Genomic DNA, 26,086 nt, shown 5'->3' with positions numbered 1-26,086 from the left:
ACGGCCGGTGCGACCGGCGCGGGCAGCGGCGCCACGAACGGCTGCACGGGCTGCACCGCAACGGGCTGCACCGCCGAGTACGGGGATCCGCCAGCGGGCTGGGTGCCGACCGAGTTGGCCGTGGCGTGCGTGCCGGAACTGTCGAGACCGGAACGTCCGGTACCGCCCGGGGTTTGGCCGAGCCAATCGGAGAACCTGTCGATATTGTCACCGACCCGACCCGCACCGACCTCGACCTTCAGCGCGCCGTCGACCTCGACCTTGGACTGCGTGGCCAGGTGCATCCCGTTCGGGCCGACACTGAAGTCGACTCCGAGTTCGGTATGCACGCTGAAAGCGGCCTCCGCATTGATGAATACGCCGACGGCATCTGGATTGCCGACACCGTGGAACATGTCGGCCCCGTGGAGTGCGTCGCTACCTTGGAACGCGTCGTTGCCGTAGTAAGCGTCGTTGCCGTGGAACAACGCACCGCTGCCCCCGGTCGCGCCGCTGTGGAACATGTTGCCGCCGTAGAACGAAACATTGCTCGCGTCCGCATCGCCGTCGTCGGTGCCTTCGGCATCGCTGCTCACCGATTCGCTGATCGCGATGTTGTCGGCCGTCGCCGACACCGGAACGCGGGGCAGAGCAAAAGGGTTCGAACCCGGAGTGAGGAACCCGTTCGGGTTGGGCAGGTTGAAACCGTGACCGGCCTGCCCCAGGTCGAATCCGGGTAGGTTGCCGAAGCCTCCTGGCACGTGTCCGGTACCGAGATCGAGGCCGGACGGCGGTGAATCGCTGTGCAGATCGAGACCGGACCGTTCGCTCTCGGTTCCGAGGCCGAGTCCGGGCTGATAGCTGTTGCCGTATCCGGCGTTCTGCCACGGCTGTGCTGAATGCTGCTGCGGCACAGGCCCGATGTATACGCCTGAATTGGGCACGTTCGGGATGGTGAACGGCGCGTTGACGCTGACATCGCGCGGCGTCGGCGTCGACGAATGCACCGGTGCGGGCGGTGTCGAATTCGGGTCCGGATCCGGGAAGGTGACCACCGGACTCGGCGCGTCCGCATCGGGATCGCGAGTGTAGGCCGAAGTCCAGCTGTCGAGCCGTTGCCCGCCGGGATGAACGGGGGCGGGACCGCCATTGGTGGCGACCAGCGCACCGCCGGTGACGTACGCGCCCGCCCGCGCTACCCGCGCGACGCCGGTGGCGACGCGATAGGCGGTATCGCCCGCACGATCGTCAGCATCGGTGGCATCGCTGTCGAAGGGCAGGTCACTCGTCATGCAAGCTCCACTCTCAGGTTTCCAGCATCCTCACCACGCCGGGCAGACCGAGTGAAGATCACCTAACGATATTCCGGAAAACCCAACTGTCACATTCTGCAGGTCCGCAGAGCATACGACTGTGACGAGCAACATAACTTGCCATTGGAAAAACCAGAACGGAAGCCCTGTTTCTGCGGGCATCCCGAACCGGGGCCGGTGTTGCCATCGGACCTGCTCGAGCGCTCCGGGCCCGCGGCCCGAAACCGTGTCGACGAGACTAACTCGTCGGCGGCCACGCGTACAGCCCGAAGTTGGATGCGCCGCAAGAGATTTCTAATAATTGCTCAAGAGTTGGTGAAGTTGCGCTGCTTAACGTCGGTCTCGCCGGAACAGACCCGGCACCGACGCGAAGGAGATCCCATCATGACCCTCGGACGCGGCCGAGCCCGCATTATCACCATCGTCACGGGTACCGCATTCGCCGCGACCGCGACCGCGCTGGTCGCCGGAGCCGCCTCGGCCCATCCGCCGCTCCCGGACGACGGGGACCTGACGGTGACGTGCGTGGTGCAGGAGCCTGGCGAACCTCATGTGGTGATCCAGGAGCGTCGGGAGCTCGGCGCTCCGGGCGCACCGCTGCCGCCGATCTTCGCACCGCCGGGCTGCCCGGACATCGATCCGTCCGGACCGGTCATCGTGCGGCCCGACCGGCCAGGCGAGCCTGCTCGGCCCGGCGTCGTGTACATCCAGCCCGCCCGTCCGGCGCCGACCGGCAGCAGCGGCAGCTGACCGAGGGGCGGCTCTATGGTGGCCCCATGACCGGACAACGCATCTTGGTCGTGGACGACGAGGTTCGAGTTCTCGCGTCGCTGCGGCGCGGGCTCGAACTCTCGGACTTCGAGGTGGTCACCGCGGGGGACGGCGCCGAGGCACTGTCGATGGTCCGCAGCGCCGAGCCGGACGCCATGGTGCTCGATGTGAATATGCCGAATCTGGATGGGGCCGGCGTGGTTACGGCTTTGCGCGCGATGGGCAACGACATTCCGATCTGTGTGCTCAGCGCGCGCACCGCGGTCAGCGATCGCATCGCGGCACTGGAGCGCGGCGCTGACGATTACCTGACCAAGCCCTTCGACCTCGGCGAACTCGTCGCGCGCCTGCACGCGTTGCTGCGCCGTCGGCCCGCGCTGATCCGGCCGTCCGGTGATGAGCAACGCCAAGTCGGACAGGTGCGCATCGATCGGGCCGGGCATCGGGTGTTCGCGAGCGGACAGCAGGTCGAGTTGACCAAACGGGAATTCGAGGTGCTCGCACTGCTCGCCGAGAACATCGGCATCGTGCTCAGCCGCGAGCAGATCCTTTCCGCGGTCTGGGGATACGACTTCACCACCGACACCAATGTGGTGGATGTGTTCGTCTCCTATCTGCGGCGAAAGTTGGAGGCGCACGGTGCGCCTCGGGTGATCCACACCGTGCGCGGGGTGGGATTCGTACTGCGGGAACAAGCATGAGCGCTACGGAGGAATCATGAGCGAGCAGCGGAATCGTGAGCGAGCAGCGGAATCGGTCCCCGCACAACGACCCGAGCGCCGATGAGTCGGTGGAGTCGGACAGTGAAGTCCGCGAGAGGCAAAGTGTCCCTGTCGTTGCGCGCTCGTGTGGCGTTGGTGTCGGGCGTGGTCGCGGCGCTTGTCGCGGTCACGCTCGGCATCGCCTACACGGCACTTCTCGACGCTACCGGTTCCCGTCAGTTCGACGACACGGTCTCGACCATGGGTGTCGCCATCGCACCACCACTGGATACGCCACCGCACGTAGTGATTCGGACCCTCCCCAACCCACAGCACCTCCCCGCACCGCAACCGGGTCCCGACATCCCCCTCCCGACTCTCGATCCCGCCATACCAGCGCGAGTGATCGTCAGCCCCGGTGACGTCCGCACCGCCGTCGCGGGCGCGCCCGGTTTGGTGGTGCGGCTCGAACCCGATCGCGCACTGGTGGATTCGGCCATCCGCCACAGCCAGCTTATTGGGGTCGGGATCGGCATCGCGGGCGTCCTGCTCGCCGCGGTGCTCGGCTGGTTCCTGGCCGGTTACGCCGCGCGGCCACTGCGCCGACTGGCCGCCGCGACGCACGGCATCGATACCCTCGAACAGCTTCCGCCGCTGAGCGGCCGCGGAGCCCGTGAGGCGGAAGAGCTTTCCGACGCCATCACCCGCATGCTCACGCGACTCGAAGCGGCACACGGCGCCACCAATCGCGCGCTTGCCAGTGCCAGGGACTTCGCCGCGGTCTGCGCCCACGAGCTGCGCACACCGCTCACCGCGATGCGCACCGACCTGGAAGTCCTGGCCACCAAGGAATTACCCGCCGATCAGCAGCGCGCGGTACTGGCCGATGTCCTGCTCGCCGAGCGCCAGATCGAGAACACCCTGACCGATCTGGAACAACTCGCCGTCGGCGAACTCACCGAATCCGACGCCTTCGAGCCCTTCGAAGTCTGCGAAACCCTCGACCGCGCAGTGCAAGACGCCCGTCGCCGACACCCGGAGGTCAGCATCGACCTCGCCGAATGCACCCCGGCCACGGTGACCGGTCTCCCCGGCGGCCTCATGCTGATCGTTACCAATGCGGTTGCCAACGCCGTCCAGCATGGTCACGCGAACACCGTCACGGTCGCCGCCCACCGCCACGACGACGACACAATCGAAATCACCATCGACGACGACGGCACCGGCATCTCCGATGCCCTCCGCCCCACCGCCTTCGACCGCTTCGCCAAGGGCCCCGGCTCCCCCGGCTCCGGCCTAGGCCTGGCCCTGGTCCGTCAACAAGCCGAACTCCATTCCGGCACAGCCGAACTGGACCAGAGCCCACTGGGTGGTGTACGCCTCCGAGTAAAGATCGCAATCACAACCTGACAGCAGCCTGGCGATGCACTGACCGATGGCGCTGTGTATACCGAATCAGCCACTTCGACGCGGCCAGTCGGCCTACTTCTGGCCCTTGGGTTTATCGGAGGCGGCGTCGGAGGAGAGGGCGGCTACGAAGGCTTCCTGGGGGACGTCGACGCGGCCGATGGTCTTCATGCGCTTCTTGCCCTCCTTCTGCTTTTCGAGCAGTTTGCGCTTACGGCTGATGTCACCGCCGTAGCACTTGGCGAGCACGTCCTTGCGGATGGCGCGGATGTTCTCGCGGGCAATGATTTTCGAGCCGATGGCGGCCTGGATGGGCACCTCGAACTGCTGGCGCGGAATGAGTTCGCGCAGTTTGGTGGTCATCTTGTGGCCGTAGGCCTGGGCGGCGTCGCGGTGCACGATCGCGCTGAACGCGTCCACTGCCTCACCCTGCAGCAGAATATCCACCTTGACCAGCGCCGATTCCTGCGCACCCGACTCCTCGTAGTCGAGGCTGGCGTAACCGCGGGTGCGCGACTTCAGCGAATCGAAGAAGTCGAAGATGATCTCGGCCATCGGCATGGTGTAGCGCAATTCGACGCGGGTCTCGGACAGATAGTCCATGCCGCCGAGTTCACCGCGCCGGGACTGGCACAGCTCCATGATCGAGCCGATGAATTCGCTCGGCGAGATGATCGTGCACTTGACCACCGGCTCGTACACATGCCGGACCTTGCCCTCGGGCCAGTACGACGGATTGGTGACGACGTGTTCGGCGCCGTCCTCCATCTCCACCTTGTAGACCACATTCGGGGCTGTCGATATCAGGTCCAGATCGAATTCGCGCTGCAGACGCTCGCGAGTGATCTCCATATGCAGCAGGCCGAGGAAGCCGCAGCGGAATCCGAAGCCGAGCGCGACCGAGGTCTCCGGCTCGTAGGTCAGCGCGGCGTCGTTGAGCTGGAGCTTGTCGAGCGCGTCGCGCAGGTCCGGGTAGTCCGAGCCGTCGACCGGGTACAAACCGGAGTACACCATCGGGCGCGGCTCGCGATAGCCGGTGAGCGGTTCGCTCGCACCGCCGCGCGCGGAAGTCACGGTATCGCCGACCTTCGACTGGCGCACATCCTTAACACCGGTGATCAGATAACCGACCTCGCCGACGCCGAGGCCCTGGGTGGGCTTGGGCTCCGGGGAGACGATGCCGACCTCGAGCAGTTCGTGCGTCGCGCCGGTGGACATCATCTTGATCTTCTCGCGCGGAATGATCTTGCCGTCCACCACGCGGACATAGGTGACCACGCCGCGATAGGTGTCGTAGACCGAATCGAAGATCATGGCGCGCGCGGGTGCGTCCGGATCGCCGACCGGCGGTGGCACCTGCTTGATGACCTCGTTCAGCAGCTCCGCCACACCGACACCGGTCTTACCGGAGACCCGCAGCACGTCATCGGGTTCGCAGCCGACGATATGGGCGATCTCGGCGGCGTAGCGGTCCGGATCCGCGGCAGGCAGGTCGATCTTGTTCAGCACCGGGATGATCGTCAGATCCTTGTCCAGCGCCAGGTACAGATTCGCCAGCGTCTGCGCCTCGATGCCCTGCGCCGCGTCGACCAGCAGCACCGCACCCTCGCATGCCTCGAGCGCACGCGACACCTCGTAGGTGAAGTCGACGTGGCCGGGGGTATCGATCAGATGCAGTACATAGTCGGTGCCGTCGACCTGCCAGGGCAGCCGCACATTCTGGGCCTTGATGGTGATGCCGCGCTCGCGCTCGATATCCATCCGGTCCAGGTACTGGGCGCGCATCGCCCGCTCCTCGACCACACCGGTGAGCTGCAGCATGCGGTCGGCCAGCGTCGACTTGCCGTGGTCGATGTGCGCGATGATGCAGAAGTTCCGGATCCGGGCGGGATCGGTGAACGTCGTGTCGGCGAAGCTGGCGGGCACTCCACTCCTCATGGGTATCGGCAAACTGCCGTCTATCGTCCCATGCGCGAGGTAGCGGCACTGTCAGCGGTTCACCGTTCTGCGTTCCGTACCACTTTTCAGCCGCGGTAGCCGGTGCCGGGGATGCGGTGCGTGTAGTCGGTGCACAGGTAGGTCTCGGGTACCTGTTCGGTCACCGGCACCTCGAAATAGTCGTCCTTGGTGCGGACCGCGAGGTACTGGTCCTTGGCATCGCGATGACACCACATGCCGGTGAGGCCGTGGCCGTACGGCGAGTAATCGGAGAACAGGCAGGTAATGCAGGACAGCAGGCGGATATCGTCCGGGAACTGCTGTCCGAGTCGGAACAATGCGTCCTCGAAGTATCTGTCGGTGCCCTGGTAGGTCTGTCCGTCGATATCGATGGCGAGCTCGAGCGACTCCCCTACCCCGCCTGGCGGCAGTGTCAGGCGGAAGTGGATGACGCCGGATCGGCGCTCACCGTGCGCCTGCACCGAGCAGGGCAGTTCGCCGGAGAATGCGCAGCCCGAGATGGCATCCCACTCGTCGATGGGCAGTCCGACCCGAAGCGCGGCGCTCTTGTCGTAGGGACCGAGCGCGTCGAAATCCGGACCCGCCACCGGAACGCCGCGGATCACCGTCCGGATATCGAACCGGTTCGGACCCCAGTGCCGCGATGGCCCGATCCGCCACATGATGCGCTCGGTGCCGTGGTCGTCGGTGTAGGTTCCGGGAAAAACCTGCGGTTGCACAGCTGGATTACCTTCTCCCGCGACGAACTTCGCCAGACTCTAGCGGAGAATGCGCGCGCACGAACCCTGTTGCGCGGCATCGCCGAATCCGTCCCGCTAATCGGACAAATCCCACACACCGGCGGGTCCGCGGCCGTACGTTCGGCGGATGGAGAAATTGGTCTTCGTCCTGCGCCGATCCGATGCCGAGGCGACCGAATCATGGTGCGAATCGCTGCGCACCACCGTGGCCGCGCGCCTTGTCGACCTGGGGGTCGCGGGTGTCACCGTCTATGTCCGTGACGCGGCGGTGCAGGCCGCACTGATGCGAATGGTCACGCTGGATCCGCCGATCGCCGCGGCGGTCACGGTCTGGGTCGAGCAGAGCTACGGTCCCGAGGCCACGGCCGCGGCGGACATCCTCGCCGAATTCGCCACCGCGGCACACGGCTACCTGGTGACCGAGTCGGTGCCGCTACGGCTCGACGATTCGGTCCCGAACCGCACCGAGGGCTTCGGCAACCTCGCCTTCTTACGCAGACCCGCCGAACTCACCCAGGCGCAATGGCTCAGCGACTGGCAGGGACGGCACACCGCGGTGGCCATCGAGACACAGTCGACATTCGGCTACACGCAGAACGTGGTGGTCCGGGCGATCACACCGGACGCACCCGCCATCGATGCCATTGTCGAGGAACAGTTTCCGGCCGCGGCGCTCACCGATCCGCTGGTCTGGTACGGCGCGCGCGATGCCGCCGAATTCCAGGACCGAGTGCGCCGGATGCTGGACTCGGTCACCCGGATCGGCGCCGATCGCGACCTCGATACCGTATCCGCCAGCAGGTATCCGGTGCTGCAACCGTTTTCGACACGCGTCCGTCAGCGCACCGGCGCATGACGCGCGAACTCGCACTACCGGGCGGTAGGCAGTGCTGATGAGAAGACGAGATCGCGCCGTTACCATCCAAGGATGGCCCGAACTTGGAACACGATCGGCAAGCAGCTAGGCCTCATCGCGAAGGAGCAGGGTCCCAAGATCGTCAAGCAGCAGGGACCGAAGCTGGTGGACAAACTGCAGCGTTCATCGCTGCTCGAGCGCGCGGTCGGGTCGCTGGCGACACGTAAGGCGCCCGCGGTCGCGATCCGGCCGATCGCCTCGACCCCGGTGCCGACCGCCGAGCGGGCCAGACAGATCGTTTACTGCCCGCAACTGGACGGTCGCGCGGATCCGGGCGAGATCGTGTGGACCTGGGTGCCCTTCGAGGAGGATCCGAACAACGGCAAGGACCGCCCGGTGCTCGTGGTCGGTCGCGACCGCAGGACGCTGCTCGGACTCATGCTGTCATCGAATCCGGAACGCGCCCACGATCGCGACTGGGTCGGAATCGGCAGTGGCAGTTGGGATCACGAGGGCAGGCCGAGCTGGGTCCGCCTCGATCGAGTACTCGATGTCCCGGAGGACGGCATCCGCCGCGAAGGCGCGATCCTGGCCCGCAAGACCTTCAACCTGGTCGCCCACCGCCTGTGCGCCGAATACCACTGGCATTGATGGGAATCGGGTCCGGGTGCAGCTGACGCGGTTACCGTCAGTGGCCGCTCACCGCCCTGGCAGCAGGGCCCATTTCGTCGCGACGACGCACGGTTCGCAGACCACACGCCTGCCCCACGCTCTCACCTTCCAGGACATACTGCAGCGCGATCAGAACAAAGCCGAACAGCCACCGCCACAACGTCTGCCAGAAGCGCGGACGCCTGCCATTCTTCCACCGCACCACCCGCATTCCGAGCAACAGCTTGGCGACGCTGCCACGAACCAACAATGTGCCGACCACGTGATTGACGAAAGACACCGCAAAGACACAGGAAACGAAACCCGCGAGGAATTCCATAGCGCCGTCGGTATCAGGAAAGATCCTTACCGAAACGCTCAGACCGACAGTCAGGGCCAGTAAGCCGTCGATCATGGCCGCCAGGGCCAGGCGATTCTCACCTGCCTCCTCAGGAACATCCGCCTGCGGCCGAGATTGCGGATGCTGACCAACCCCGCGGGCTCCAGGGCCCGGATATTGAACACTCACGCGACGCATTGTGCCGTACTCCCATGATCTGGAGCCCTACGCTCGACCCCGTAGCGAGACCCGCACACGAACGATCAAAGCCCCAGCGCCACAATGGATGCCCAGCTGCATCGGGCGACAGCAACGCTCGGCGGCACGACCGCATGCCCTCTTCAGGGGGGTCTCGACGCGCTGCGGCCGGAAGTTCTTGCGCGGGAGCCGAAATCGGTTCGCCGCGCTTCAGCTGTCGTTAAGGACTTCTTAAGCGCGATCGGCAAGCGTAATCGTGAACCAACAGTCTACCAATGGATTTCACGCAAATTCGGACTCTGACGACGAGTAGACGCTTACTGCTGCTGCGACAGTGATTTCGATTCGATCAGGAGCCTTGATGATCCCAACCCGTCTTACCCTTCTTGGGCTTTCCGCGCTCGCGCTGACCGCTACCGCCGGTCTAGCAGCGGCTCCCACTGCCGCGGCTCAACCCCCGCTCCCGACCTACACCTGCAAGTACACGCCCATCGTAAACGTCTTAGTGGTATTCAACTCGATGAAAGGGCGCAAGTGCACGGCCTCACCCGGCGCCCCGTTGGATGACACATATTTCTACCCTGTCTGGATGGAAAACAGCGTCACCGGCGAAAAATGGGAGTGCGGTGCTGCGTTCGTATACTTCGACAATCCGGTCCACCCGGGAATGTTATACGCGGAGGAGGTACTCAACGCCGGGGTGGACGCGAGCAACTGTCACCCTATCTGACGCGGCTGCGCAAACGATATAGCCGTTCGCGAGAGACCATTTCCCACGGTGTTACTTATTTCGATTTCGAACAGGAACCACGATGATCACAACCCGCCTTGTCCGCCTCGGCTTGCCCACACTCATCCTTGCCGCCACTACCGCCGGTCTGGTGACCACCCCCACAGCTACGGCACAAGCCCTGCCGACCTACACCTGCAAGTACACACAGCTCACGCCATTCGGATCCGTGAAAGGGCGTGAATGCACGGCCGCGGCGGGTGCCCCTTTAAGCGGCTGGCACATCTTGAATTTTCTCATAGAAAATAGTGAAACGGGTGAGAAATGGCTGTGCCGAGATGTCGAAGCAGCCATTATCCCGTATTACATGGACAAGGTCGATCCGAGTTATTCCGATTTTGAACGGGCGTACGGTCGCGGGGCAGACGCGGGCAGCTGTGACCGCATACTGGACTGATCCTTTTACGTGCCCTCTGTTGTCTCGGATCCGCAGAAGCTCGGGCTATACCGAACTGAACTTACTGGGGAACATCGCCCCAGCACGTTGGCCGTGAACCAGTGAGTACACAGAGGAGGTTGAGTACACCATTGAGCAGATATCCAGAGCCACTGGACGATCCCGAATCGATCGGAGCCGCTACGGTGGTAGAGGTTTGAGCAGAAAGATCGGAGGCGGCCGACGCGGTCGGAGCAATGGTCGCAACCAAAGCCAGACCAGCGGCGACGGCCGCCAGCGAACGTTTCAGCCGAACTTGTGCCGTACTGGTTTCCATGGATGGTGTCTACCTTGACCGGCGAGCCAGGGGCAACACTGCCGCGGCTCCCATGGCAGGGGATAACTCGAAGTCTCTCAGCTTGTGGGAGGCGGTCAAGACACCATTTCGCGGGAGCGGCCGAACAGCAGGCCATAGATCAGCGCGCCGAGCACGCCACCGATGAGCGGGAACACCACGAAGACCCAGACCTGGGGTCCCGCACCGTTCTGGTAGAAGGCGACGGCGAGGCTGCGCGCCGGGTTCACCGAGGTGTTGTCCACCGGGATCGAGATCAGGTGGATGACCGCGAGTGTGACGCCGATCGACAGACCGGCCAGCGGGATATCGGAGATCTGGTCGGTGGAGGCCAGCACCACGAATACCAGCAGCGCGGTCAGCATGACCTCGATGATTATCGTCGCGGACAGGCCGTAGCCGTTCTCGATCACCACCTGTCCGAGCGGGCCGCGCACCGCGGACGGACTGTGCTTACCCCAGCCGTTCGCACCGAGCCCGTTGACCGCGCGGTCGTAGGAGGGCAGGTTCTTGGCGATCGCGAACAGCACGAGTCCGGCCAGGAATCCGCCGATCAGCTGCGCGATCACATAGCCGACCGCGGAGATCACCGAGAGCCTGCCGAGCAGCAGCTGCCCGACGGTCACGGCCGGATTCACATGGCAGCCGGAGATCGGGCCGATCGCGTACACCAGAAACAGCAGAGACAAGCCGAAGGCCAGTGCGATGCCGAGCGCACCGACGCGCTCACCGGCCAGTACCGCGGTGCCGACACCGCTCATGACCAGCACGAATGTGCCGAGCGCCTCGGCGGCCCACTTCTTGGCCTCTGGCGTCGGCTCCAGTTCGGTGACTTCCTCGACGACTTCCTGAGCAGTGGGAGACATACGCGCCACCTTCCGAGAGGATCTTCCCCGTATGCGCGGGGCTTCTACCTGGGACCTGCTACGAAAATCACGGCTGATGCGAAAAAGGACGTTACGCGAGACAGGTGAGCACTACAACGCTATGACTTGGCTAGGCGAGCCGGGTGATCTCAACGACGACCTCCAGATCAGTCGATCCGCCGCCGGAGAAGATGCCCTTGAGCGGTGGCACATCGGCATAATCGCGGCCGACGCCGACCGATATGTGCTGCTCGTTGATGGCGATATTGTTGGTCGGGTCGTAGCCCCACCAGGCACCGGTCCACGCCTCGATCCAGGCGTGCGACTGCCCCGCGACCGTCGCATTGATCTCGGCGGCCGGGTTGGGGTGCAGATATCCGGAAACGTAGCGGCTCGGAATCCCCATGCTGCGCAACAAAACCAGGGTCAGGTGCGCGTAATCCTGGCATACGCCTCGGCGTTCGGCGAAGGCCTGGACGGCCGAGGTGTGCACCGAGGTGGTACCCGCGACGTAATTCATTTCGCCGTGCACCCATTCGGCCGCGCGCACAACGGCTTTCGCGGGCGACACACCGCGCGCGAGCTGTTTCGCGATCGCGGCCAACTTCTTGTCCTGCGGCACATAGGCTGTGGTCGAAAGCATTTCGTCGAAACGGTCGACGATATTCTCCGAATGCAATTCCGCCCAGGACAACTCCTCGACTGGTCCGGCGAACGGTTCGGTCTCCACCACCGATGATCCGGTGACCTCCAATTCGGTATGCGGGGCGTGCAGATCGAAGGAGGTGACCGCGGTACCCCAGTAGTCGGTGTAGCGATAGGACCGGGTGGATGGCACCGTCTCGACCCGATTGAGGATGACGTTCTGTCTGCTGTCCGCGCGCGGAGTGAGCCGAGCCTCGTTGAACGACCGGGTGACCGGGGCGTCGTAAACATAACCGGTGGTGTGCACCACCCTGATCCGCCAGCTCACAGGTCTCCCTCTACCTGCGCATGGTTATCGTGACTGCTGCGCAGATCGGTCCAGGCCACCCACGGCGCGGCGTGGAAATACTGCAGCGCGATCGCCTCGCTGACCTCGCGACAGGTCTTCTGCAGGGAAAGCAGGCGATTCTGTAGATCCTCCAGCAGCGCACCGGGCGGGAGGAATTCGAGTTCGCTGCGGGCCCGGCCGAGCAGTCGCTGCGCCTCGTGACGCGCGCCGACCCGGCTGCTCGGGCGCTGATCGAGTTCGGCGAGGCAGGCCTCGGCGACCCGCACCGAATGGAAGACCGAACGCGGGAAAAGCCGGTCCAGCAGGATGAATTCGGCGACCAGATGCGCATCGAGCGCGCCGCGGTGGGTGCGCAGATAGGTGTCGTGCGCACCGGCCGAGCGCAAAACCGTCACCCAGGCCGGTGACGAGGTGCGGTCGCCCGCGCGCGAAAGCAGCAGGCGCACAGTCATATCCACGCGTTCGATGGAGCGACCGAGCAGCAGGAAGCGGTAACCGTCGTCGCGACTGAGCGTGGAATCGGAGAGCCCGGCGAACATCGCCGCCCGATCCTTGATGTAGTGGAAGAATTCGTGCGGGCCGAGACCGCGGGCGGCCTTCTCGGTGGCCGTGAGCCCGATATACGTGGCGTTCAAGCACTCCCACATTTCGCTGGAAGTGACTTCTCGTGCGCTCCTGGCATTTTCGCGCGCATTGGCGATCGAGTCGACAATGGAATTGCCGTGGTCGTGACTGAAGGCCACCAGGTCGGTGACCGACCAGACATCGAGTTCGACCTCGGGCGGTTCGATACCGAGTACCCGCAACAGGACTCGCGAGGTTCGGTCCGGATCCACCGTGGCGTCCTCGAGCAATTGATGCACCGCCACGTCGAGGATGCGGGCGGTGTCATCGGCACGTTCGACGTATCGTCCGATCCAAAACAGGGATTCGGCGTTACGGGCCAACATCAGCGCGTCCCCCGCTCTGTTGCCCCAGCCGCTGCTCCTGTTGTTGCTGCTGCTGTTGCCGATTCGACTGTGCCGTGGTCGATTCCCGGCCCAGCTCGCGCCGATCGGACTGCGGCGGGTCACCGACCAGTTCCTCGCCCGCGAGCTCACGGTCGGCGGGTGAGGTCCGCCCGGCCAGCACCCAGGTGTCCTTACTGCCGCCGCCCTGACTGGAATTGACGACCAACGAACCCTCCGGCAGTGCCACCCGCGTCAAACCGCCGGGCAGCACCCAGATGTCCTCGCCATCATTGACCGCGAACGGCCGCAGGTCGACATGGCGCGGCAGCAGCTCGTTGCCGATCTTGGTCGGCACGGTGGACAGCTGCACCACCGGTTGCGCGATCCAGCCCCGCGGATCCGACTCGATCTTGCGTCGGATCGTCTGCAATTCCCGTGATGAGGCCACCGGACCGATGACGATGCCGTAGCCGCCGGACCCCTCGACCGGTTTGATCACCAGTTCGCCGATGCGGTCGAGCACCTCTTCACGCTCGTCGTCGAGCCAGCAGCGATAGGTATCGACATTGGGCAGCACCGGTTTCTCGGCAAGGTAGTACTCGATGATCGTCGGCACATACGCGTAGGTCAGTTTGTCGTCGCCGACGCCGTTGCCGATCGCGCTGGAGATGACCACATTGCCCGCCCGCGCGGCATTAACCAATCCGGCGACGCCGAGCACCGAATCGGGCCGGAAGTGCATGGGGTCGAGGAAGGTGTCATCGATGCGGCGGTAGATGACATCGACCTGGCGCTCCCCCGCCGTGGTCCGCATATAGACGACGTTGTCGCGGCAGAACAGATCGCGCCCCTCGACCAGTTCCACCCCCATCTGCCTGGCCAACAGCGAATGTTCGAAGTAGGCCGAGTTGTAGACGCCGGGCGTGAGCACGACGACCGTCGGATCGGCCTCGTTCGGCGCGGCCGAGGCGCGCAGTGCGGCCAGCAGATGGCTCGGATAGTCGCCGACCGCGCGCACCCGGTGTGAGGAGAACAGATCCGGGAAGACCCGCGCCATGGTGCGCCGGTTCTCCATGACATAGGACACCCCGGATGGCGAGCGCAGATTGTCCTCGAGCACCCGGAAATCTCCGCGCTCGTCGCGGATCAGATCGATACCCGCCACATGGATGCGCACCCCGTTCGGTGGCACCAGTCCGGCGGCCTCGCGGTGGAAGTGCTGACATGAGGTGACCAGCCGCCTGGGGATGACCCCGTCGCGCAGGATGTTCTGCTCGCCGTAGACATCGGCGAGGAACAGCTCCAGCGCCGTCACCCGCTGCTTGATCCCGCGCTCGAGCTTTGTCCACTCGGCCGCCGCGATCACCCTGGGCACCAGATCGAGTGGAAAGGGCCGTTCCTGTCCGGATAGCGAGAAGGTGATGCCCTGATCGATGAAGGCGCGGTCGAGTGCGTCCGAGCGGGCCGCGAGATCGGCCACGTCGATCGGCGCGAGCGCCGAGAAGATTCCCTTATATGGCTGACGAACCCGTCCTTGGCCGTCGAACATCTCGTCGAAGGCGTCCGCGTATCGGCCGGGACGGTAACCCTCGAATAGGCCGGATGTGGTTGCTGTGCCATTGCCGTTCGCATGCCCGTTCGACCGGACTCGTGTCGGCGCAGGTGATCGCGCCGAACGTGGCGGCGAGGCGGGAGTCATGCAAAAATCGTGCTACACGCAGCATCAATGCCGTGTGAGACGCAGGTAAATTTCTTGCGTCACAGTCCTGTTTTCGCCCCATTACCGTGGTCGGTAGCGTTGCCGGTCGAACTGTTCGCGCGGTGGCGATTTCGCGCGCCGGGCTGTGGTGATTTCGTGTGCGACGCGGCGGCTGGTACCCTCGATCTTCGGCGTCGCGTTACCTGATTACTCCGGTTTCCAACGCGCGCTCGCGAACTTTTCAGCACAGTCCACCAGCGACAGGAACACGAGGAAACAGGCGTGGCCAACATCAAGTCCCAGATGAAGCGGATCCGTACCAACGAGGCGGCGCGCAAGCGCAACCAGTCGGTCAAGTCCGAGCTGCGCACCGAGATCCGCCGCTTCCGGGAGGCCGCCGCGGCCGGTGACACGGACAAGGCCGCCCAGCAGCTGGTCGTCGCCAGCCGCAAGCTGGACAAGGCCGCTTCCAAGGGTGTCATCCACGCCAACCAGGCCGCCAACAAGAAGTCGGCTCTCGCGCTGGCGCTGAACAAGCTCTGAGCACACCGGTACCGCCCGCGGTACCACCCATACGTTGACGCAGCCGCCGTGGCCTCGATGACCACGGCGGCTTTTGTCGTCGCTGACCAACTATTGCGAGGATCACTTTTCCGGTTCGGCGGCGTCGATTCCGATATTTTTCAGCAACAGTTCGGCAATCTCAATCTTCGGCTGCGATGCCGCTCCCTGGGCGTCGAGCGGAACCCGCCTGGCAGGCGCCCTGGCATCGAGCCTGTCCTGGCAAATCGGCAGGAAAGTGGCGACACGACAACATGCCCAGGTCATCGCCGCATCCCATTCCTCGAGCCGAATTCGGATCGGGCAGCCAGATGTCGGAGGTTCCCGCTACGATTCGGCGCATGGTTACCGTGTACGCCAATCAGACGCCGGTTCGCTCCGAAGATCTGCCGGACATCATCCGCGCAGCCGAGGTCCTAGGCATCGGACTGAAGATCGAGAACGTCATGGTCCCCGATGAGGAAGGCGGCTACTCGCTGGAGTGGATCGTCACCCGGGACGAGGAAATTCCGGTCTACGAGGAGTGGGAGGGCCGGTACGAGGAGTCCGAAGACGACGTCGAGCTGGTTCTCAGCTCGGTCGAATAGATCCAGCGAATCCGCACCCGCGCCGAGCGGGTGCGGATCTGGCGAGTAGCTCAGTCCAGGTCGCCGTTCAACCGGTCCAGCGCGGCCTGGGAGTCCGCATCGGCCGCGCGATAGATGATGACGCGCTGGTCGGGATCCTGTAGCGGCATGAGCACTTCGAAATTGACAACCAGCGGCCCGACCTCCGGGTGGCGCAGCGGCTTCTTCCCGCGCCCCTGCACCCTGACGTCGTGCCTGGCCCAGCCCTGCGCGAACTCCTCGCTTCGCGCGGTGAACTCGGCGACCAGATCGGCCAGCTCCTGATCATCCGGATGGGCCGCCCACGCGGCGCGCAGATCGGCGGCGCCCTCGCGAATGATCCGGTCCCGATCGCAGTAGAAATCGCGCATCGCGGGATCCAACAGGCACAGCCACATCGAGTTGCGCTGCCGCGGCGGCAGGGCGCCGAAGTCGACGACCAGCCGCGCCATTTCCGGATTCCACGCCAAGATGTCGTAGCGGTGATTGATCAGCATCGCGGGCAGCGGCGACAGATCGTGCACCAGCAGCTCCAGCGCGGGCGGGGGGACGGTGCTCGGTTTCCCGGCATTCGGCTGGCGCTGCTGGGCAAGATCGAAGAGGTAGGCGCGCTCGTCGGTGTCCAGGCGCAGGGCGCGTGCGAGCGCTTCCAATACGTCCGCGGACGGACGTAGGCCGCGTCCCTGCTCCAGTCGCACGATGTAGTCGGTGCTCACACCCGCCAGCTCGGCGACTTCCTCACGCCGCAGCCCCGGGGTGCGCCGAGCCTGTTTGCGCGGGGGCAGACCCAGGTCGCCGGGATTCAAGCGCTCACGCCGAGCGCGCAGAAAGGCCGCGAGTGCTTGTGCCCAATTCGCGGAGCTCCCTTGCCCGCTATCACCTCCGGGCCTGAGCTCGCTCCGCTGTCTGGCATTCACCGTGCTCGTCATCGTCCTCGATCTTACGGCTGACTAGGACTGGGCTTCCCAGGAAAAGCCTTCCCTTACCCATGCTCTCGCGCTGTTCCAGACTCGAAGGCACCGGAAACGCAGTACGAACGACAGGAGCACGACATGTCCGGAGCCCGCACTCTCGATACCTACCGGTTGCTCGGCCGCTCGGGTCTTCGGGTGTCTCCGCTGTCCCTCGGGACCATGACGTTCGGCGCCGATTGGGGTTGGGGCGCCGATAAGGACGAGGCCCGCAAGATCTTCGACACCTATGTCGAGCGCGGCGGCAATTTCATCGATACCGCGAGCCAGTACACCAACGGCACCTCCGAGCAGCTGCTCGGCGAGTTCAGCGCCGCCAATCGCGAAAGTCTGGTGCTGGCAACGAAATACACGATGCTGCGGCGCCCGACCGATCCCAACTCCGGCGGCAATCACCGCAAGAGCATGGTCGGTTCGGTGGAGGCCAGTCTGCGTCGGCTGAATACCGACTACATCGACCTGCTGTACCTGCACGCCTGGGACTTTCTGACCCCGGTCGAGGAAATCCTGCGCGCTATGGACGATCTGGTGCGCGCCGGGAAGGTGCTCTATGTCGGCATCTCCGACGCACCGGCCTGGCAGGTCGCCCGCATGCAGACCATCGCCGACCTGCGCGGCTGGTCGCCCCTGATCGCACTGCAGATCGAGTACAGCCTCATCGAGCGGACCGTCGAACGCGATCTGATTCCGATGGCACGGGAACTCGGCCTCGGTGTGGTGCCGTGGTCGCCGCTGGCCAGCGGTGTGCTCACCGGCAAGTACAGCCGCGCCGATTTGGACCACGACACCGCCAGCTCACCGGAGGGCACCCGCAAGAACGTCGCGGCGGCCAACGGATCGCTCACCGAACGCGGCCTTGTTATCGCCGATGTCGTGAAAGACGTTGCCGCACAACTCGGTAAGACGCCCTCGCAAGTAGCGCTCGCCTGGACACTGCAGAACCCCGGTGTCACGGCACCGATCATCGGCGCACGCACGGCCGCACAGTTGGAGGACAACCTCGGCGCACTCGAGGTCGAATTCGACACCGCTCAGCTGGATCGGCTCGAACAAGCCAGCGCGATCGAACTGGGCTTCCCCCACAACATGCTCGCCCGTCCGATGACCCGCAGCGTCACCTTCGGCGACCTGAAAATCGAAGGCCGCGACTGAGTTTCACCCGATGCGGTGGTGCGAGCCCAACTCGCACCACCGCATCACCGCGTCAGCCTCCGATGGGTCGATGAGAAGTTGGCGACCGAGCGGTAGTGCGTTGACACGGTGGTGAAGGCAGTTCATCGAGGAGGGCGGTGGCACCTTTCGACCAGAGTGCCCCATCGCGGTCGCCGAACCGCTGCCCGGGGCGTGCCTATACCGCGCCACTTCGCATAGGGCGGTGCGGTGCCGCTGTCGGCCTGTGCCGGGATCGGCTAATTGCTATCGCGGCACCGATTCAGCTCGCGGAGTGCAGGTCCAGGATCTGGGTGAGTGCGTGTTCCAAGGCGTAAGTGGCGTCGGCGGCACCGCCCTTGACGTCGGCATTCAGTGTGGCGACTACTTGCAGGGCCGTGCCGATGCTGGCCTGGTTCCAGCCCCGTGCTTGGGCCTGGGCCTTCTTCACCTTCCATGGCGGCATGCCCAATTGCTGGGCCAGTTTGAACGGGTCGCCGCGGCCCGCGGAACCGACGCGGGCAATGGTGTGCACGGAGTCGGCGAGTGCGTCGGCGAGCAGTACATGCGGTACGCCGCGGTCGGTGGCCCAGCGCAACGCCTCCATGGCACCGGGCCGATCCCCCGCGACCGCGAGTTCCGCGACATCGAAACCGGAGATCTCGGCCTTGCCGGAGTAGTAGCGGCGCACCGCGGCGATATCGATCTTGCCGCCGGTATCGGCGACCAATTGTGAACAGGCCGCGGACAATTCCCGCAGATCCGAGCCGACCGCCTCCAGCATCACCTGCACGACCTCGCTCGAAACCCGCACCCCCGCATTGCGGAATTCGCCGCGCACGAACTCCACCCGCTCGGCGGCTTTGGTCAGCTTGGCGCAGTCGTGCACGTGCGCACCCGACTTCTGCAGCGCGGGGGCCAGCGCCTTGGCCCGGCCGCCGCCGGAGTGCAGCACCACGAGCACCACACCATCGGGCGGATCTCCGGCGGCGGCGGTGATCACCGCGACCGCCTCCTTACCGGCCTCCGCCGCCGACTCGAGCACGATCACCCGATCCTCGGCGAACAGCGAAGGACTCAGCAATTCCGCTAGCTCAGCGGTGCTGGCATCACCGGCCCGCAGCCGATCAACGGGCACCGCATCGGGATCCGGCGCATTCGCCCGCACCTGCGCCGTAATCCCCGCGATGGCCCGTTCGACCAACAGTTCTTCATCACCGAGCACCAGGTGCACAGCCGCAGTCCGTTCGGTCACGACTGCACCTCGCTGGTGCTCGACTCCGTCGGGCCCGACAGAGCCGTGTCTTTGGTTCGCTCGCTGCGCTCGCTCACGCGAGCATCCTACGGTTCGTCACCGACACGTCGTCACGACCAGCACCCCGCTCTCAACCACCAGGTGCGGCGGATGTGCAGCGGCCGTCGCAGACGATGTCGTTTGCGCCGGGGTGGTGCTGTTCGAACTTCCGCGCGCCGGTCGCCCCAAACATTTCCGCGAGCCAGGGGCACGAGTGTGGGCGCCCGTCTGGGGCAGAATCGTGGCGCTGAATAGCGGGAATGCATGCGGCCGCGAGCAGTACCGCAAAACGACGGTCAGTCGCCCGCTGGGAGTGGCCAAATGTTGGAAGTGTCGGTCCGCATGGTGATCCGCGACGTCGAAGCGCTATCGGCGGCGACAACTGCGTATCAGCCGCCAGCGTCCCAGGATTTGTGTCCGGATATGGCAAGTCATCTACCCGGGTCCGCCGAACTGCTGGGCGCGGCGTAGCAGGGTGGGATCGTGGGCGTTGACCAGCAGCAGCTCATGAGCGTGCGTGGTCCACAGTTGGGCGAGGCGTTCGTGGTTGGCGTAGACGCGGGGCATGTCGCTGGCGACGAAGCGTTCCATGATGGTCAGGGCTCGGGGCACGTGACCGGTGCCATCGATCTGGCCATGGTGATAGAACGCGTCACCAGCGTGGAAGATCCATTGCTCGCCGGTGTCGACGGCAATGGCGGCGTGGCCGCGGGTGTGGCCGGGCAAGCTGATCATGACCAAGCCCGGGGTGATCTCGGTGAGTTCCTTGGCCGCGGCGAAGCCATACCAGGGTTCGCCGTCACCGGGCGTATGACAGACCAGCGTCGGATGGTGGTTGCGGTGGGTGGGCAGGTAACGGCCGGTTTCGACGAACCCCTGCGGATGTAGTGCCGCTTCCGCCTCGTCGGCGGTGAGATGGATTCTGGCCCAAGGGAAGTCGGCGAGCCCTCCGGTGTGATCGGCGTCGAAGTGGGTGAGCACGATATCGCGGACATCGCGCGGGTCGAAGCCGAGGCGTTCGATCTGCCGGATAGCGGATTCGTTCTCGTCGAACCGTGGGCGCACGTAGAAGCGGGCCGGGCCGAACCGGCCTGCCGGGTCGGCGGCGTCGCGCAGGCCCAGTCCACTGTCCACCAGCGCGAGGCCGGAGCCGGTTTCCAGCAGCAGAACGTGGCAAACCAACCCGTCGGGTGTGGCCGGTGGACGCATGGTGCCGCAGTTGAGGTGGTGGACTTTCATCCCAGCGCGCCGCTGCCGTCGGTTTCGGCGAGAAGGACCGATGCCAGGTCCTCGGTGGTGGTGTCGATCGTGACATCGGCACCGGCCGCCAGCAGTACGGCGCGTTTGCTGTCGCTGGTGGTGCCCTTGCCACCGACGAGCGCACGTATTGTCACGGTCTACTCCTGAGTTCGTTCGAGTTGCGGTCGGCGGTCAGTCGCCGAGGTTCGGTGGTGTGGTGGTCAGCAGGCGCGGGTCTGGTTCGTTTCCGGCTGTGGCGACGGCTCCGGCGAGAGCACGCGCGAGGGTGAGCAGGTCGCGTGGGTTGCGTTTGTCCAGCCCGCCCAGCAGTTGCTCGAGGATGGTGAGCTGGTCGAAGTAGATCCGTTCGGTCGTCAGGTTCTCGTGCTCGTCGAATATGAAGTAGGCCGTCATCCTGGTCCGATGGGTCGACCCGGTCGGCGGTATCTTGCCCAGCGGCCCCAGATGTGTTCCGAGCAGCCAGAATTCGACGATTACCGCGTCGTGACTGTGGCGCAGGGCGATGATCTCGTGGTCCTGGTCGGGAAAGGCGCGGCGGGTGTCGCGGTAGTAGTCGCGGACCTCGTCGTCGCCGTCGTGGACGACCATCGGCGCGATCAGCTCGTAGTGCGGGTGCGGGAATGTCGCAAGTGTCGCGTCCCAGTCCTGGGCCACCTCATCGTGGAAATGGTCGAGGACGAGTTTCTCGCGAGCGCGCAGGATGTGTTCGGGGGGAAGGGTGAATCGTGCGGACATGATCTAGTCGCTCCTAGCGCTGAGGACCGTGGGTGATGTGGCCGTGATGGAAGGTGGGGTGGGTGCCTGGGTTGGTCCACACCCCGGTGAGCTCGCTGGAGGGGAAGAACTGCAGGAAACGTGAGTCGGCTTGGCTGCGGTCGGCCAGCGTCTTCTCGACGATGATCGAGTTGTACTGATCGGCGGTGGTCTCGATGGTGTTGGCATTGAGCACGACCTCCTGCTGCCACTGCTGCGCCCATCGCGCAAGTCCCGGCATCCTGGAGTGCTCCGGGGTCAACGCCTCGGTCGCGATCACGTTCTCGCTGCTGACCCAGATCCCGGTCGAGGTGTTGAGCACCAGGCTCTGATTGCCGAATACATGTCCCGGCGTCTTGACCACGGCGACACCGGGACCGAGGACGATCGAGCCCTCGATGGGCAGGAACGCATCGGCGGGGACATCGCGGTAGGTGGCGGGCTGGTACCACGGCTTCTGCAGCGGGTGCAGCTCGGCCATTCCCGCCAGCTCGTCACGCTGGACGATGACTTTTGCGCTGGGGAAGATCGCGGCCGGTTGGGTGTTCAGGTCGGCTTGATGGCTGGTGGTGCCTATCCAGCGCCGCAGGTCCTGAGTGTGTAGGTGGTCGAACATCAGATAGTCGACCTCCTCGCGGGCGATCCCCAGGCGCGACAGATGCTCCAGTACCGTGCCGTGCTCGCGGACCATGCGCCGTTCGATCACGGCCGGGGTGCGCTGGGAGAGGTCGTCGAAATACGGTGTGTAGCGGCCGAGTTCGACGTCCGAGGGCTCGAACAGCAGGGTGCGACGGCGGCCATCGGAGTCGTGCCAGCGAATCACGAGCATCCGGTTGGTGATCGACAGGAACGGCGCGATCGCCCGCGAAGCACGGAACAACCCGAATCGCGTCGGATACGGCAGTGTCACCAGATCACAGGTGGTGATGCTGTCAGGCGTGCCGGTACTCGGAAACTCGCGGCGGAATGCTGCTGCCTGTTCACGAGCCAGCCGCAGGCGCGTGCCAGGACCGCCCTCGACGTGAGCGAGATCGGTGAATGTGTCGATGCGCTCTCCGACCGTCGGAAGATCGGCTACGTCGGAGATGCCCCAGGGAAAACGCATATCGGACTCCAATATCCACAGCGTGGGTTTACGCGTAGCGGCCACGATATACCCACAATGTGGATTAAATCAAGAGGATTGAGGCAGAATGGCCGAATGACCAGCCGAGTTCCCTCGACCCGACGCGGACGACCTCCGAAAGGGGCCGGTCAGCTCACCCGTGCGGCGATCGTCGAAGCGACCCTGGAAGTGATCGACCGCGACGGGGTCGGCGCTGTCGGTATGCGGGGGGTTGCACGAGTGCTCGGGGTCGATCCGAAAAGCCTGTACAACTATGTCGACGGCAAGGACGGGTTGCTCGATGCGGTGACCGAGCACCTGCTGGCCTCGATCGAATTACCTTCGCGCAGTGGCGATCTGCGCGCTGACCTACGTGCCATCGCGGACGCCTTCCGTGCTCGCGCACTGGCGCATCCCGCGGCCTCGGCGCTGGTGCTCACGCGGCAGCTGGCGTCCGTGGCGGGGTTGGCGCCGATCCAGGCGGTGCTGGAAGTGCTGCGCGCCGCGGGCTGTGATCCCGACGAGGCGGTACACCTGATGCGCACCCTGCTGGCCGCCCTCATCGGAACGCTATTGCGCGAGGTGAACGCCGCACCCGTCTACGGCACCAGCGATACCGCGGGCATCGCCGCCCGCCGAGCGATCCTGGAGGAGTCGGGACTTCCTGCGGTGGCCGAGGCGGCCCCGTATCTGGCACGATTCGACAGCCAGGTCGAGTTCGACTACGCGATGGACCTGGCTCTCGATGCGGTCACCGCCCGCATTTCCACTGCCCAGAAACTCTGATCCGCCGTCTCAGCGCACGGTCGGTCGACGGGGACAGCGAGGATGCGGGCCCTCCCGGACGACCGCACCGATCACCGGTCGGACGCAGTTCAGGGGGTCCATCAGCTTCATCCAGATCGGCGCGCGGATTATCGGGACAGCGTTCTGACTTATCGGGTGGTCAGGGTTCGCAGCTGGCGGCCTTCACCCAGGACCAGTACGTCACCCTGCCGATCGGTCCGAACGACGGCGACGCCCAGGTCGGCCAGATCCGCGAGCACGCGGGGATTCGGGTGGCCGAAGGTGTTGTCGGCGCCGACGCTGACCAGGGCGAGGCGAGGGTGGACGGCGGCGATGAATTCCTTTGTGGTCGTTCGGGATCCGTGATGTGGCAGCTTCAGGACGTCGGCCTGAACGGGAGCGCCCGAGTGCAGCAGTCGTTGTTGCGCGGGTGCCTCTATATCGCCGGTGAGCAGGATTCGGCCCGCAGGTGTAGTGGCGGCGATGACGATAGAGCGGTCGTTGGCATCGTCGGTGCTGGGCGGGCCGGTCGGGTGGTGCGCGAGTGGGGCCGGGGCCAATACGTTCAATTCGACAGTGCCGAAACGCAATACCTGTCCGGACGACAGCTCCAGCACCGGGATGTGAGCGTGTGCCGCGAGGCTGGCGACTTGCTCCGGTCCGCTGACCGGTGCGCGCCGATCCTGGACGGGTCGTTCATAGGAAGCACCTGTCGACTCGCCTGAATCCGACTCGGATCTGGCCGAATTCGATACGCGACGTTCGCCGGTGTTTGCGGATTCGCCCGTTGTTCCGGAGAGTTCGCCGGGACCGACCGCCAGGGCATCGACCAATCGACCTTCCAGAGCACCGGCCAATCCGGCGATGTGGTCGGCGTGCGGATGGGTCAGCACGAGCAGCGAGATTCGGTTGATCCGCAAACGATTCAGACAGGTGCGCATGATGCGCGGGTCCGGTCCGACATCGATGACCACCGCCGTGCCGTCACCGACGGACAATGCGAGTCCGTCACCCTGACCGACGTCACAGACGGCCAACACCCAGCCAGCGGGCGACCAGCCCGGATGCCAGACCCGCACCGGAATCAGCACGACTGCGATACCGAGCAGTACAGCGGCGGCGAGGCGGCGCATCATCGCCGACCGCAATGCCAGCACCACGAAAACTACCGCAGCGCAGGCGATGGCCCCTCCGCTGAGACCACCGCGCACTGAGATCTCCGCGCCCGGCACATTCGCCGCATGTTCGGCCACGAACAGCAGCCACCACAGTGGCGGTTGCGCGCAGCGCAGTATCAGTTCGGCCAGCGGCGGCCAAGCCGCAGCGAGTACGGTGCCGATAGCACCGAGCACCGTGACCGGTGCTATTACGGGGTCGACCAGGATATTCGCGAGAATCGCGACCAGACTGAGCCGCCCGGTCAGCGCGACCACGAGCGGTGTCGTCACTACGAATGCGGCGGCCGATACGGCGACGATCTCGGCTGGCACCCGCCACCAGCCTCGAGAGCGCAACCAGTCCGACCAACTCGGTGCCAACAGGATCAGTCCGGCGGTCGCCAGTACCGAAAGTCCGAATCCGGCACGCACCGCCAGTTCCGGCCACAGCGCGAGCAGACCGATGACCGCGGTGCAGAGCGCGGGCAATGCCTGCTTGCGACGACCGGTTACCAAGGCGAGCAAAGTGATCGCGCCCATTGCTCCCGCCCGCAGCACACTCGGATCCGGACGTGCCACAACAATGAACATCAGCAGCGCCGCAGCCGCGACCGCGACACCGACGCGCGGCCCCAAGGTGAGCAGCCGTACCGCACCGAGCACGACCGCCAACAAGATCGTGAAGTTGGCCCCGCTGACCACGCAAATATGTTCCAGTCCAGCGATTTCGAACTCCTCGCGGACTTCGTCGGACAGCGCGGAAGTGTCTCCCACCACCAGCGCGGGCAGCAGCCCGGCCTGCTGTTCGGGTAGTACGCGGGCCGCCGACGCGAGGTCGGTGCGCACCGCCGCCGCGACCCGTTGCCACCAGGGCAACGCGCCGACCACCACCGCCGGTCCCTGGGCACGCAGCGTGGCGACGGTGAGATCGCGATGCCACGGCTGCTCCGGCTTGGCACGGAATTCCACCGCTCGCCCGAGCAACAGCTCGCCCCAGTCCGCACCGGACCCGAGGATGACTACGGCGCCGCCCGCCCGCACCGTCGCACCGCCCTGCCGATACTCGCGCAGTCGTGCCCGAACCGTCCATTGCTGCTCACCTCCGAATGCGCTGGACCGCACCGGTTTCGGATCATCGTCGGGTACCGCGACCACACGCAACGAAGCGGCGGTATTCCGCAATGGATGCGTCGCCACCCGATGCTCGCGCCACGCCCCGGCCACCGCGAATCCGGCACCCAGCAGCAGGGCGGCGAGTGCTGCGACGGCGACCACCCGCCGCCGCTCACTGGATGGGCCACCGCGCGCAACAGCATCACCCAGAGCCCGATCGCCAGCAGTACCAGCGCCGACGCCAGCACCAAACCGGCCACCCATCCCGCCGTCAGCGCGACAATCGTTGCGCCCCAACAACTCAATGCCGCGGGCAACAACCGCGCGTCGAGCACCGGCGCCGCCGCTACCGACGGCCCACCATCCTCGGCAGCCCGTCGATCGATA

Annotated in this window: 25 protein-coding genes and 1 pseudogene; 10 read left to right on the top strand and 16 right to left on the bottom strand. The window is 65.2% G+C overall.

All coding sequences use genetic code 11. The features are described 5' to 3' along the window. Positions 1 to 1,271: pseudogene (locus NA5_RS35525) on the bottom strand (hypothetical protein); the annotation flags it as partial. Positions 1,272 to 1,676: 405 nt separating this feature from the next. Between NA5_RS35525 and NA5_RS35520 the strand changes: the two are divergent. The 3 genes from NA5_RS35520 to NA5_RS35510 all read left to right on the top strand — a co-directional run bounded on the left by NA5_RS35520 (position 1,677) and on the right by NA5_RS35510 (position 4,174). Further along, positions 1,677 to 2,042 carry a hypothetical protein gene (locus NA5_RS35520; protein WP_062993414.1) on the top strand — a complete coding sequence of 122 codons (366 nt, stop codon included), beginning with the start codon at positions 1,677 to 1,679 and terminating at the stop codon, positions 2,040 to 2,042. 26 nt (positions 2,043 to 2,068) lie between these two features. Further along, a complete protein-coding gene (locus NA5_RS35515; RefSeq protein ID WP_062993413.1) occupies positions 2,069 to 2,764 on the top strand; it encodes a response regulator transcription factor in 696 nt (231 codons plus the stop codon). A 102-nt stretch (positions 2,765 to 2,866) separates the two neighbouring features. Beyond that, positions 2,867 to 4,174 carry a sensor histidine kinase gene (locus tag NA5_RS35510; protein WP_245672590.1) on the top strand — a complete coding sequence of 436 codons (1,308 nt, stop codon included), beginning with the start codon at positions 2,867 to 2,869 and terminating at the stop codon, positions 4,172 to 4,174. A 72-nt stretch (positions 4,175 to 4,246) separates the two neighbouring features. Here the strand turns inward: NA5_RS35510 and lepA are convergent, their stop codons facing one another. Together lepA and NA5_RS35500 are read right to left on the bottom strand one after the other, a co-directional pair. After that, complete coding sequence (gene lepA / locus NA5_RS35505; RefSeq protein WP_062993411.1) at positions 4,247 to 6,109, bottom strand: translation elongation factor 4; 1,863 nt, start codon at positions 6,107 to 6,109, stop codon at positions 4,247 to 4,249. An 86-nt stretch (positions 6,110 to 6,195) separates the two neighbouring features. Continuing rightward, positions 6,196 to 6,849, bottom strand: coding sequence for a DUF6304 family protein (locus NA5_RS35500; protein WP_062993410.1), 654 nt, complete (start codon positions 6,847 to 6,849; stop codon positions 6,196 to 6,198). A gap of 148 nt (positions 6,850 to 6,997) precedes the next feature. Here NA5_RS35500 and NA5_RS35495 point away from each other — a divergent pair, with 148 nt between their 5' ends. Together NA5_RS35495 and NA5_RS35490 are read left to right on the top strand one after the other, a co-directional pair. After that, on the top strand, positions 6,998 to 7,726 hold the full coding sequence (locus tag NA5_RS35495; protein ID WP_062993409.1) for an EthD domain-containing protein: 729 nt from the start codon (positions 6,998 to 7,000) through the stop codon (positions 7,724 to 7,726). Between the two features lie 72 nt (positions 7,727 to 7,798). After that, positions 7,799 to 8,377 (top strand): type II toxin-antitoxin system PemK/MazF family toxin, encoded by a 579-nt coding sequence (locus NA5_RS35490; protein WP_062993408.1) that lies wholly within the window; start codon positions 7,799 to 7,801, stop codon positions 8,375 to 8,377. 37 nt (positions 8,378 to 8,414) lie between these two features. Here the strand turns inward: NA5_RS35490 and NA5_RS35485 are convergent, their stop codons facing one another. Further along, complete coding sequence (locus NA5_RS35485) at positions 8,415 to 8,915, bottom strand: RDD family protein (RefSeq protein WP_084484668.1); 501 nt, start codon at positions 8,913 to 8,915, stop codon at positions 8,415 to 8,417. Between the two features lie 812 nt (positions 8,916 to 9,727). On the opposite strand from NA5_RS35485, the gene NA5_RS35475 reads away from it, so the two are divergent. Next, on the top strand, positions 9,728 to 10,102 hold the full coding sequence (locus NA5_RS35475) for a hypothetical protein (RefSeq protein ID WP_062993405.1): 375 nt from the start codon (positions 9,728 to 9,730) through the stop codon (positions 10,100 to 10,102). A gap of 411 nt (positions 10,103 to 10,513) precedes the next feature. Here the strand turns inward: NA5_RS35475 and NA5_RS35470 are convergent, their stop codons facing one another. The 4 genes from NA5_RS35470 to NA5_RS35455 form a co-directional block, all read right to left on the bottom strand. Then, complete coding sequence (locus NA5_RS35470) at positions 10,514 to 11,302, bottom strand: aquaporin (RefSeq protein ID WP_062993404.1); 789 nt, start codon at positions 11,300 to 11,302, stop codon at positions 10,514 to 10,516. A 130-nt stretch (positions 11,303 to 11,432) separates the two neighbouring features. Continuing rightward, a complete protein-coding gene (locus NA5_RS35465) occupies positions 11,433 to 12,275 on the bottom strand; it encodes a transglutaminase family protein (RefSeq protein ID WP_084484667.1) in 843 nt (280 codons plus the stop codon). Next, positions 12,272 to 13,246: an alpha-E domain-containing protein gene (locus NA5_RS35460; RefSeq protein WP_062993403.1), complete on the bottom strand. Its 975-nt coding sequence runs from the start codon at positions 13,244 to 13,246 to the stop codon at positions 12,272 to 12,274. Before NA5_RS35460 ends, NA5_RS35465 begins: the two co-directional genes overlap by 4 nt. Further along, positions 13,233 to 14,795: a circularly permuted type 2 ATP-grasp protein gene (locus NA5_RS35455; protein WP_062993402.1), complete on the bottom strand. Its 1,563-nt coding sequence runs from the start codon at positions 14,793 to 14,795 to the stop codon at positions 13,233 to 13,235. Before NA5_RS35455 ends, NA5_RS35460 begins: the two co-directional genes overlap by 14 nt. Positions 14,796 to 15,227: 432 nt before the next feature. Here NA5_RS35455 and rpsT point away from each other — a divergent pair, with 432 nt between their 5' ends. Continuing rightward, on the top strand, positions 15,228 to 15,488 hold the full coding sequence (gene rpsT, locus NA5_RS35450) for a 30S ribosomal protein S20 (RefSeq protein WP_062993401.1): 261 nt from the start codon (positions 15,228 to 15,230) through the stop codon (positions 15,486 to 15,488). A 102-nt stretch (positions 15,489 to 15,590) separates the two neighbouring features. Here rpsT and NA5_RS35445 read toward each other — a convergent pair whose 3' ends face one another. Further along, entirely contained in the window at positions 15,591 to 15,773 is a 183-nt protein-coding gene (locus tag NA5_RS35445; protein ID WP_062993400.1) for a hypothetical protein, read from the bottom strand. 74 nt (positions 15,774 to 15,847) lie between these two features. Here NA5_RS35445 and NA5_RS35440 point away from each other — a divergent pair, with 74 nt between their 5' ends. Next, entirely contained in the window at positions 15,848 to 16,093 is a 246-nt protein-coding gene (locus tag NA5_RS35440; protein WP_062993423.1) for a hypothetical protein, read from the top strand. A gap of 50 nt (positions 16,094 to 16,143) precedes the next feature. Here the strand turns inward: NA5_RS35440 and NA5_RS35435 are convergent, their stop codons facing one another. Then, entirely contained in the window at positions 16,144 to 17,040 is an 897-nt protein-coding gene (locus tag NA5_RS35435) for a helix-turn-helix domain-containing protein (RefSeq protein ID WP_084484665.1), read from the bottom strand. 123 nt (positions 17,041 to 17,163) lie between these two features. On the opposite strand from NA5_RS35435, the gene NA5_RS35430 reads away from it, so the two are divergent. Further along, positions 17,164 to 18,234, top strand: a complete 1,071-nt coding sequence (locus tag NA5_RS35430; RefSeq protein WP_062993399.1) for an aldo/keto reductase — start codon at positions 17,164 to 17,166, stop codon at positions 18,232 to 18,234. Positions 18,235 to 18,514: 280 nt separating this feature from the next. Here NA5_RS35430 and holA read toward each other — a convergent pair whose 3' ends face one another. The 5 genes from holA to NA5_RS35410 form a co-directional block, all read right to left on the bottom strand. Continuing rightward, the gene (holA, locus tag NA5_RS35425) at positions 18,515 to 19,486 is read right to left on the bottom strand and encodes a DNA polymerase III subunit delta (RefSeq protein ID WP_062993398.1); all 972 of its coding nucleotides are present in this window, start codon (positions 19,484 to 19,486) and stop codon (positions 18,515 to 18,517) included. A 474-nt stretch (positions 19,487 to 19,960) separates the two neighbouring features. Beyond that, entirely contained in the window at positions 19,961 to 20,764 is an 804-nt protein-coding gene (locus tag NA5_RS35420) for an MBL fold metallo-hydrolase (protein ID WP_062993397.1), read from the bottom strand. Then, positions 20,761 to 20,919 carry a hypothetical protein gene (locus tag NA5_RS40970; RefSeq protein ID WP_157110824.1) on the bottom strand — a complete coding sequence of 53 codons (159 nt, stop codon included), beginning with the start codon at positions 20,917 to 20,919 and terminating at the stop codon, positions 20,761 to 20,763. The genes NA5_RS35420 and NA5_RS40970 overlap by 4 nt, the downstream gene beginning before the upstream one ends. A 37-nt stretch (positions 20,920 to 20,956) precedes the next feature. After that, the gene (locus NA5_RS35415) at positions 20,957 to 21,520 is read right to left on the bottom strand and encodes an ester cyclase (protein WP_062993396.1); all 564 of its coding nucleotides are present in this window, start codon (positions 21,518 to 21,520) and stop codon (positions 20,957 to 20,959) included. A gap of 13 nt (positions 21,521 to 21,533) precedes the next feature. After that, positions 21,534 to 22,643, bottom strand: coding sequence for an MBL fold metallo-hydrolase (locus tag NA5_RS35410; protein ID WP_062993421.1), 1,110 nt, complete (start codon positions 22,641 to 22,643; stop codon positions 21,534 to 21,536). Between the two features lie 96 nt (positions 22,644 to 22,739). Here NA5_RS35410 and NA5_RS35405 point away from each other — a divergent pair, with 96 nt between their 5' ends. Beyond that, the gene (locus tag NA5_RS35405) at positions 22,740 to 23,429 is read left to right on the top strand and encodes a TetR/AcrR family transcriptional regulator (RefSeq protein ID WP_062993395.1); all 690 of its coding nucleotides are present in this window, start codon (positions 22,740 to 22,742) and stop codon (positions 23,427 to 23,429) included. A gap of 149 nt (positions 23,430 to 23,578) precedes the next feature. Here NA5_RS35405 and NA5_RS35400 read toward each other — a convergent pair whose 3' ends face one another. Further along, positions 23,579 to 25,861 carry a ComEC/Rec2 family competence protein gene (locus tag NA5_RS35400; RefSeq protein WP_062993394.1) on the bottom strand — a complete coding sequence of 761 codons (2,283 nt, stop codon included), beginning with the start codon at positions 25,859 to 25,861 and terminating at the stop codon, positions 23,579 to 23,581. Between the last annotated feature and the right edge of the window lie 225 nt (positions 25,862 to 26,086).

The sequence above is a fragment of the Nocardia anaemiae NBRC 100462 genome, assembly GCF_001612725.1.
GTDB classification, from domain to species: Bacteria; Actinomycetota; Actinomycetes; order Mycobacteriales; family Mycobacteriaceae; genus Nocardia; species Nocardia anaemiae.
The sequence above is the reverse complement of the archived record's forward strand: the minus strand, read 5'-3'. Positions and strand labels throughout refer to the sequence as shown.

What these genes read in the sequence shown, in the direction of transcription:
- NA5_RS35520 (WP_062993414.1), top strand. Translation starts at nt 1,677, where the DNA reads ATGACCCTCGGACGCGGCCGAGCCCGCATTATCACCATCGTCACGGGT.
- NA5_RS35515 (WP_062993413.1), top strand. Translation starts at nt 2,069, where the DNA reads ATGACCGGACAACGCATCTTGGTCGTGGACGACGAGGTTCGAGTTCTC.
- lepA (WP_062993411.1), bottom strand. Translation starts at nt 6,109, where the DNA reads ATGAGGAGTGGAGTGCCCGCCAGCTTCGCCGACACGACGTTCACCGAT.
- NA5_RS35495 (WP_062993409.1), top strand. Translation starts at nt 6,998, where the DNA reads ATGGAGAAATTGGTCTTCGTCCTGCGCCGATCCGATGCCGAGGCGACC.
- NA5_RS35490 (WP_062993408.1), top strand. Translation starts at nt 7,799, where the DNA reads ATGGCCCGAACTTGGAACACGATCGGCAAGCAGCTAGGCCTCATCGCG.
- NA5_RS35485 (WP_084484668.1), bottom strand. Translation starts at nt 8,915, where the DNA reads ATGCGTCGCGTGAGTGTTCAATATCCGGGCCCTGGAGCCCGCGGGGTT.
- NA5_RS35475 (WP_062993405.1), top strand. Translation starts at nt 9,728, where the DNA reads ATGATCACAACCCGCCTTGTCCGCCTCGGCTTGCCCACACTCATCCTT.
- NA5_RS35470 (WP_062993404.1), bottom strand. Translation starts at nt 11,302, where the DNA reads ATGTCTCCCACTGCTCAGGAAGTCGTCGAGGAAGTCACCGAACTGGAG.
- NA5_RS35460 (WP_062993403.1), bottom strand. Translation starts at nt 13,246, where the DNA reads ATGTTGGCCCGTAACGCCGAATCCCTGTTTTGGATCGGACGATACGTC.
- NA5_RS35455 (WP_062993402.1), bottom strand. Translation starts at nt 14,795, where the DNA reads ATGTTCGACGGCCAAGGACGGGTTCGTCAGCCATATAAGGGAATCTTC.
- NA5_RS35445 (WP_062993400.1), bottom strand. Translation starts at nt 15,773, where the DNA reads ATGACCTGGGCATGTTGTCGTGTCGCCACTTTCCTGCCGATTTGCCAG.
- NA5_RS35440 (WP_062993423.1), top strand. Translation starts at nt 15,848, where the DNA reads ATGGTTACCGTGTACGCCAATCAGACGCCGGTTCGCTCCGAAGATCTG.
- NA5_RS35435 (WP_084484665.1), bottom strand. Translation starts at nt 17,040, where the DNA reads ATGACGAGCACGGTGAATGCCAGACAGCGGAGCGAGCTCAGGCCCGGA.
- NA5_RS35430 (WP_062993399.1), top strand. Translation starts at nt 17,164, where the DNA reads ATGTCCGGAGCCCGCACTCTCGATACCTACCGGTTGCTCGGCCGCTCG.
- NA5_RS35420 (WP_062993397.1), bottom strand. Translation starts at nt 20,764, where the DNA reads ATGAAAGTCCACCACCTCAACTGCGGCACCATGCGTCCACCGGCCACA.
- NA5_RS35415 (WP_062993396.1), bottom strand. Translation starts at nt 21,520, where the DNA reads ATGTCCGCACGATTCACCCTTCCCCCCGAACACATCCTGCGCGCTCGC.
- NA5_RS35410 (WP_062993421.1), bottom strand. Translation starts at nt 22,643, where the DNA reads ATGCGTTTTCCCTGGGGCATCTCCGACGTAGCCGATCTTCCGACGGTC.
- NA5_RS35405 (WP_062993395.1), top strand. Translation starts at nt 22,740, where the DNA reads ATGACCAGCCGAGTTCCCTCGACCCGACGCGGACGACCTCCGAAAGGG.